At 56.2% G+C, this 7,969-nt stretch carries 5 protein-coding genes; all 5 read right to left on the bottom strand.

Annotation, left to right across the window (positions count from 1 at the left end):
• Positions 1–774: 774 nt before the first annotated feature.
• Positions 775–936: a hypothetical protein gene (locus BKN05_RS11380; protein WP_284767733.1), complete on the bottom strand. Its 162-nt coding sequence runs from the start codon at positions 934–936 to the stop codon at positions 775–777.
• Positions 933–1,700, bottom strand: a complete 768-nt coding sequence (locus BKN05_RS11375) for an RNA polymerase sigma factor (RefSeq protein WP_284767732.1) — start codon at positions 1,698–1,700, stop codon at positions 933–935. The genes BKN05_RS11380 and BKN05_RS11375 overlap by 4 nt, the downstream gene beginning before the upstream one ends.
• Before the next feature lie 603 nt (positions 1,701–2,303).
• Entirely contained in the window at positions 2,304–2,876 is a 573-nt protein-coding gene (locus tag BKN05_RS11370; protein ID WP_284767731.1) for a hypothetical protein, read from the bottom strand.
• A gap of 80 nt (positions 2,877–2,956) precedes the next feature.
• A complete protein-coding gene (locus BKN05_RS11365) occupies positions 2,957–5,545 on the bottom strand; it encodes a DEAD/DEAH box helicase (RefSeq protein WP_284767729.1) in 2,589 nt (862 codons plus the stop codon).
• Between the two features lie 2 nt (positions 5,546–5,547).
• Positions 5,548–7,557, bottom strand: coding sequence for a site-specific DNA-methyltransferase (locus BKN05_RS11360; RefSeq protein WP_286688685.1), 2,010 nt, complete (start codon positions 7,555–7,557; stop codon positions 5,548–5,550).
• Positions 7,558–7,969 lie beyond the last annotated feature (412 nt).

Here is a 7,969-nt window from a genome sequence, read left to right as displayed (position 1 = left end):
CTGTTCGGAATACCTAGGCATGGTGGTAGATTACCTTTCTTCCCAACCCAACCGGGCTGGATATCAGGTGTCTACCAAACAGGGGTCAGGTCCGCTTGCGCGGCAAGTCCAACTCGCCAGCAAGCCGATAAGCCACCGACCGCGCTAAACCAACCACCCCAGCAGCCGCCCGTATTGAACTACCAGCCCGAACCAACGATGCAAACCGCGCCACAACAGCAGAATCCGGAACCCATTTCGACTCCACACAATCACCTAACCCATGTCAGGTGTTTCCACGACCACTAGAAATCAAGACTTTGCACTACAAAGCGAAGACCCCATTCACACCGAACTCAATCGGCATGAATGGGGTCTTTTAGCCAGTCGTCTCCGTCAGGAGCCGACTTCTTCAGCTAAACTCGCTGGCGAATAGTTCCGCTGGGGTTCTCGTCGCCCCAACGTGTCGTGACGAAGCGACCTGTCGTTGCGGATCGGGTCACGGTGCGATTGTTGCTGGTTCCCTTTCCGACCCGTTCGGTCGTGGTCTTGTTAGGCCACCGACCCTTAGCCGCGTTGGAAACGAACTTGCCGGTCTTTGCAGACCGATTCACACTTCGTCGAGCCATACTCGACAACCTCCTTCGGAGTCTGACGAGAGTGAGCGCGTTTCGTGCCTGAAACGCTGGCAACTCAGTTAGACTCGGTGTATCACGTCCAAGTGGTGACCGAGACTAACCTCTCGTCTCAACGGGGTCGAGCTGCAACTCGGCCCCGCTACTCAGTCTTAGGGGGCTAACGCGAGTATTTCCCCTTTCGGCTGGTAGAAGCACGTTTTTCGGCAAGTTTCCTCGCCATGGTTGCCGTCTGCTTACTCGACACCTTGGCCCGCATTTGGCGTACCTCTTGGGTACCGAACGACGAGCGTCCCAAAGCATCCTTGTAACGGTTAGTCATACCACGCCTCCTTCGTTCCTACGCTTTCGCGTTTTCGCTCGTACCCTTTCCAACGCCTTGTATACACTGCGAGGAAGCGTCCCGAGCCTGTCCGCAATTTCCTTCGCTGAAAGCCCTTCGGCACGCAGGCGCGCTACTTCTAACTCCTTGGCCGAGAGTACCCCGGCTACGCGGCGCAGTTCATCGTCGAGTTCAAACTGTGTCTCCAACGGCATGTCGCGTGAAGGCAGTTCGAGCAAGTCATCTTCCTCAACCTCTTGGATGTAGCGTGCAGCTCTCTTGAGCTCTCTGGCGCGTTGCTTAAGCACCTTGCAAGCCTCCATTAAGCACCGGCCGACAAAGAAAGTCTTCAAACTCGCTCCGCCAGTTGGTGACCACTTTCCTCCAACAAGCGCGTCTTCCCTGAACTCGAGGACGGATTGCACGACAATGTCTTGAGCAATTTCTTCCGCCTCATCTGGTGTAAGGAGGTCTAGACGGACGTCCTCGTCATTGGGAACGAAATCCAGCTTCTCACGGCATTTAGGTAGCAGTTCTTTCGTCAGAATCCACTTCTTGATACAGGCGAATCCGTACCCCATGAGCTCGATTTCAAAATCGTCGTAGTCCCTGCCTTGGAATCCTTGCTCTCGCAGAACTTCATAAAGCTCGCGGTCACCCGCAAGGCGCTCTGATTCTTCCCTCGGTTTAGTGGACTGTGTCCACGCAACGGTGGTCTTGCGCTTGCGCCGGCCTTCGTTGCGAAACTTGTCTAAGTCGCTCACGACCCTCCCTAACGTTGTTGGAGTAGAGTTTATCTGCTGGATAGCCCCCTGGCTAGGACTACGTCACGGATCTATAGAGTCCCGTGCAGATAAAATTTTTCGGGACATACAGCGTGTAGAAACGTCCAATACGAGAAAGAGCAGCCATGTGTGTAGGCATCATTTCAGGCATAATCTCCGGCCTTATCGTGTCGGGCGTCTTGTGGGTGTGGGATGTCCGTCGGCGGGATGCGTTGGAGATTGTATTCGTCGCCCCGGACAGAGCCTTTCTAAGAAATAACCGGTTGCGAACGGTAGTAGTCGGAGGCTCCTGGGAACTAGAGAAGGGTCAGGTCATCTTCCGAGGTGACGACTTTCGTGGCGAAGGGCACGGGTTGGTCATAGGCCGATTCGAGACACTTCCAGTAAGAACCCACATGCTTCAACCCGGGCAACCAGCGCTTGTTTCAGTGAAGCGACTTCCGTTCCGTCTTAAGACATTGAGAGAGACGGAGCTGCGTAAGTGGGAGCAGGCCGAAGTCGACCCCGCGCAGTTCATCGGGAAAGAAGGCGAACTGCCATCGGAGTGGAAATTACAGACGATTTATCTCCGGGCGTAGTTCGTCAGAAGAGTCCCATAAGTGCAGTTGCGACTGGACCGAGAATCGTTGTGGCACTTCCGGCGTCACCGAGCATAGAAAGCCCGTTTCGAAGCGCGGCTGGAAGGTTGTTTGTTTTGTCACCACCGTCTGTTTGTTGGTCAATAACCTCGGCAACATCATCGTGTCCGTTTTCGCGCAGGGCGTCGATGAGGTGTTGAATCTGCGCAGTACTTACATTGATAGTGACGCTATGTTCATTGTTAATGCCAACCTGCCCGCCGTGGATATCGCCATGGACGTTTACCGCGGTGTTCGTCGTGTGACTTCCCTGGTCAAGACCATATTCTTTTACTGACTTTCCTGAGTAGACGAGATGCTGTCCGGCACCGGTGAGGCGCCCGCGGAAGAACATCTGGCCCCAATCGGTATCGAAGTTGATTAGTCCAAGATTTTGCAGCATCTCCGCGGACCGACGCAGTTCATCCACCTCGAAGCCGGACTCATCTGATAGGTCACCAAAATTAGTTTGCTCAGCGTGGTTCTCATCGAGCCAGTTAGTTAGCCAATCGGCGGTTTCAAACCTGTTTCTTGTCATTTTCGTGCCTTTCGTGAATTTGAAGGAGTTGTTTACCTAAAGACATCCGGTTCGGTTCGCAGCCCGAACTCCGTCTCGTCTCACGCCCTGGGATTCGACTTCCGCTTCAAGTCTTCCCACGACTCGGACGCTCGAATATCGGACTCATACGCGATGACATAGCCCCACTTCTGGCCGACGAAGTCCTCTTCTCCGAGCAGTTCCCGGACGAGCACCCGAGCCGCTGCTCGTTTCGCTTGTACCGTTTCGTCATCTCGGCCCTTGTCGGCCTTACCTTCGATGATCCACATCGTGCCGTCAGAGTCCTGAGCGACGAAGTCGGGGTAGTAAGTGTCGCGGGTGGTGTACATAATCGACGCGCCGTCAGTGGAGTAGAGGCGCTTCCACCACACTATGTCCGAGGTGTAGTTCAACAACAGCGCGAGGAGGTACTCGCCGCCCCACGAGTCGAAACTCGCAGCGGGAAACAGACCGCGGTTCCAGCCGTCGTAGAACTCGCGGGGCTTGAACTTCGCCTGTTGGTCTTTAGAGAGTTGCTGGAGCACCTCTTTGCCAAACGGCAAGGTCACAACCTGGTCAATTGGCAGTTCGACCGGAACGATAGACGTTTCGGTTTGCAGACTACTTGCGTGCTTACGTGCCTTCTCGTTTACAAGTGCAACGAGCTCGTCCACCGCGGACTGCTTTGCCTTCTCCGTCCAATGGTCGATACCGGCGTTCGCCATGAAGGTCGGAAGGACGTACTGCGCCAATGTGATCGTGTTTTTCTTGTCCTGGGTGACAACCCCGAGGCCGAATACGCGACGGGTGAGTTCACCTATAACAGTGTCCTCCGCCACGGGTGCCGATTCGACTTCCGCGTCGGTGGTGCGTTTCGTGTCGAGCTTCGACTTTCGCACCACGATTTCCTCCCGCGTAAGCGCTTCCTTGGAGTCGGCGACACGGCGCGCTGCACGGATAATGTCCTCGTCGTCAATATGGCTGAGCAAGAACGGCGTGGTTGATTTCGCCATAACCGTGGAAGGAAACAGGAAGGTCTTTCCGGCGAACTGTTCATTGACCTTGATTTCCGTTGCCGGGATGTAGTCGGCACGCTGCATCGTCTCGTTGTCACCGACTCGTCGGAATGAGACGCCTCCGGTGTGACCACCAGTGACCTGGACAGTTTCGCCGGCCTTGGTTCCGACGTCTCTCGTGCTGCCCGTTGCTTCGCCTGAAGGGGTTGTCGGCCTCGCGGTCGAACCGGAAGCTGACCCCCGTTGGGTTTCGGTCGAAGGGTCGTTCGTGTTTGGCTGCACCTGTCCTTCACCCTGGCGGAAGCTTTCTTCCACGTCTATGCCCGAGATAGCGCCCTGAGCGGCATCTCCGAGGCCGAATGAGCGCAGCACGTCTTCGTCTTTGAGAAGGGACTTGAACGACTTGTGGCTCAAGATGTCCAACTGGTCCAGCTCAGCCACACCAGTGCGGGCACCAAAAGGCAGTCGCAGGCCCCGGCCCATGGTCTGCTGGGTAAGAATGTCCGACGACATGGCACGCAGCGCACACATCACTGCGACTCGCTTGGTGTCCCAGCCCTCTTTGAGACGGTCAACAGAGACAATGGCACGAACCGTCGAGGCTGGGCTGTCGAGCTCGTCTAAGCGGCGCAGCGTGACCGCGTCATTGTGTTTGTTGTCGAACTGGAGCACCGCCTCCGGGGCACTAAAATAACCCGGGCCTTGGAGGAGTTTTGTGACATCTTCGGCATGCGCGACACTTTCGCACACGACAAACAGAAGCGGCTTCGTCCTCTTTCGCTCACCTGTTTCGCCGGGGAAGTTCGCTTTGCCGTACGCTTCATAGGCCGCCTCTTTGTTCCGCAACAGTGAGACCGCGTCGAGCAGTTGCCTCTCCTCGGCTGAGTCCTTGGGGTAACCGTTCTCGCGGTAGACGAGCATCGGCGACTTCACATAGCCGTCCTCAATGGCGCTATAGAGCGGGTAGTGAAAAATGACGTGGTCCGTATCGGATGCCGAAGCGGTCAGCCCAATCGTCGCAGCGGGACGCAAGTCCTTCAACGCCTGGTTAAACGCCTTCGCCGAGGTGCCAAATAGGTGGGACTCGTCCGCGATAACCACAAGGTCATCGAGGTTGACCAGGTAGTCGTAGAGCGAACCGGACTCCTCCTGGTGGTCGCGAATCTTGCGGCGCATGCCCTCTTCGGTGCCAGCGCGAGCGTTGACTTTCTTCGGCTTGATAAGTTGCGACACGTTGAAGGCGTAGACCATTGGGCCGTCTGCAGCATTTCGGAACAGCTCTGACTGGCCGGCACGCCACGCGCCGTAATTGCCAGGCGAAACAACCTGGGGAGCAGAAGAGAAGCCGTCAACGTAGCGGCGCGAGCCCTGGGTGAAGTTCTGGACGGTCTTGTTCTCCAGCACCGTGGAAGGCGGGACGACCACCATGACGTTCTTCACCCCGAAGCGCGAAAGGTACTCAATAAGAGCGGCCATGAGGTAGGTCTTGCCCGCGCCGGTGGCCATGTGCATGACCATGGGCTCTAGCGAGTCAAAGTCACCAGTGAGGTGGTAAATGAGCTCGCGCAGCGCACGCTTGTTGGGATCTCGCAGTTGGAACTCCGTCGCGATACTGTCGATGAGTCTTTGGTCAAGTGCGATTGGAAGCGCCATGTCTACTTGCCCTCCTGCGTAACCGAGTAAGTGAAGATGTCGTTGGGAATATGGACAATCTGACACGGCTTATCCGTTGTCCTCGCGAACTGCCTGACTCCCGGTTCGAGCTCTGTTGCGGCGAGCGTTACGCCTTCACTGTCATCGAGATGTGTGAGAAGCTCTTCGGCCTTGTCTTTGTCGAGCCGGCCTTCGACCACTTTGAGGAACATAGAGCCGCGCTTGCCGTCGAAATGGCGATTATCCGGGGTGAGCGAGAAGTTGAGGTTCGCTGCGACAGAGTTGACGAGCGTCGCGCCGGTTGCCGCTTCGGTCAGCGTGACGAGACCCAATTCGGGGACGTAGTCGAAACTTTGTGGTGCAAGGTGGGCGACCGTAAAACCACCGCCTCCACGCCAGTTGACTACGCCCTTCTGGTTCTTGGTCCTCGTCGCAGTTTTAAGCGCCTTGACTACCGCTTCGGCTTTCAATTCGGGGTTTGCTGCGAGCACCTTGTTGAGAGCGCTGTTGAACTTCTGGGCAGCTTCCGGTGAGAGACCTTCGGGCAGACCTTCCTCGGTCGCGTCAACGCGCTCTGGCTTCTGGATGCTGATTCCTCCCTGGTCCTCGCCGTTTATGACCTTCTCCAGGCGTGGGCGGGCGAAGCGGTTGAAGGTGTCTTCCACGAGCTCGCAGGTGACCCAGCGGCGTCCCATCTTCTGAGCTACCGCGGCGGTCGTTCCCGAACCGGCAAACACGTCGAGGACAATGTCACCGGGGTTCGTTGCAATGTGGATGACGCGCTCTAGGAGGCGTTCGGGTTTGGGGGTGGAGAACGCCGAAGTTCCCGGGAAGAGTGCTCGAATTTCCTTCGCCGCGGTGTCCGTGTGACCAACGTCTTTGTAAGATAAAAAACTGACTGGAGCTTTCCCTGGTTTTCCTTCTAGATAGGTTTTGAAACTGAGGCCGCCCTTTCCACCGCTGGTAAGCCACAATCTTGGCCAATTCCCTGCTTTGAAGATCTCCAAAGCATCTTCGTGCGCAGCCGCCTTGTCGCCTTGGATAATAACGGCCTGAACATTGGGCCGAACCTCCTCAGGTAGCAAACCACATAGTTCCGCTCGTTTAGCCTCATCGTGAATGTCGGCTAGTCCATACTGGTTGCTGTAGCGTCTCATTTCTTCGAGGACATCCGACTGACCTTGAGCCCAGTGCCGCCCTTTCGATGGGTAGATGAGTTCACCTGTGAGAGGATGCTCGATCGCGTACACCATGCCCTGGTGAGTAGAAGAACCAGATGCCGTTGGGTCAGCGACCTTCCACGGTCCGCGGATATCGTTATCCGGGTTCGAGTAACGGGCGTCCATCTCTGCCGTCCGCGTAAGACGATTCGGAACAAACCCACCAGACTTGGCATAAACCAGGATGGTGTCAGTGACTGCGGGAATGCCCTTCGAATCGTTTCTGGGCGAATACGTCTTTTCCCACACTACTTCCGCTACGAAGTTCCCACTTCCAAACACTTCGTCCATAAGCACGCGCATGCGGTGGTTCTCCACGTCGTCCAGGTGGACCCAAATCGACCCGTCATCGCTAAGAAGCTTGCGTAGGTGAACGAGGCGGTCACGCATCATGGTGAGCCAAACGGAGTGTTCGAGGTTGTCCTCGTAGTTGGCGAAGGTTTGGGCGGTGTTAAAAGGCGGGTCTATGTAGATGCACTTGATCTTGCCGAGGTACTTCTCGCGCAACTCCGGCAGCCGAGTAAGCGCTTCCAGAACGTCGCCGGACTCACCGAGAATCAACAAATTGTCCCCGGTTGGGTCCAAGTCAGCCCGCTCCGAGTATTGCGTGTCCTTGTCCTTCGGCGACTGCTCGCCCGTGACCACTTCGTCAACGACGAGCGCCCGAGTCTCGCAGTACCGTGGGTCTTTCGGGTCGACCCACTCGTAGGCGTAGCGTCCCTCTTCACTGGGAATGAGCGCCTTGTCCTTGTTGAACCAGGTCAATTCAAGTAGTTGCTTCGCGCAGGCCACCGTTTCGCTGCCTCGTTTCGTTTGTCGGGGCTGTCAAATACTTCGCACTTTATGGTAGCCGAGGCAGCAACAGACACAGAAGAAAATGCGTCCCGAGACGAACAGATCTTTGGATCGCCGGTAAGGCGGGAGCCTCAGTTCCCGTAACGGTGTACCGGATTACTCCGCCGAGGCGGTCTAAGACGACTTGTCGTCCTCTTACGGCTTAGTGAATTGCCCCACTATTTTCTGCTGGTGATTGTTTTCCTGCGACACGGTGGAGGTATGCAAAACGAACTACGTATTTCCGCGGGCGGTCTTTACCCCGGCCTCAGACGGACCTGACCCCTGTTTGGTAGACACCTGATATCCAGCCCGGTTGGGTTGGGAAGAAAGGTAATCTACCACCATGCCTAGGTATTCCGAACAGTTC

Source organism: Corynebacterium sp. S5S1 (assembly GCF_001913985.1).
GTDB lineage: Bacteria > Actinomycetota > Actinomycetes > Mycobacteriales > Mycobacteriaceae > Corynebacterium > Corynebacterium marquesiae.
Note: the sequence above shows the minus strand (reverse complement) of the source record. Positions and strands in the feature narration are given on the sequence as shown.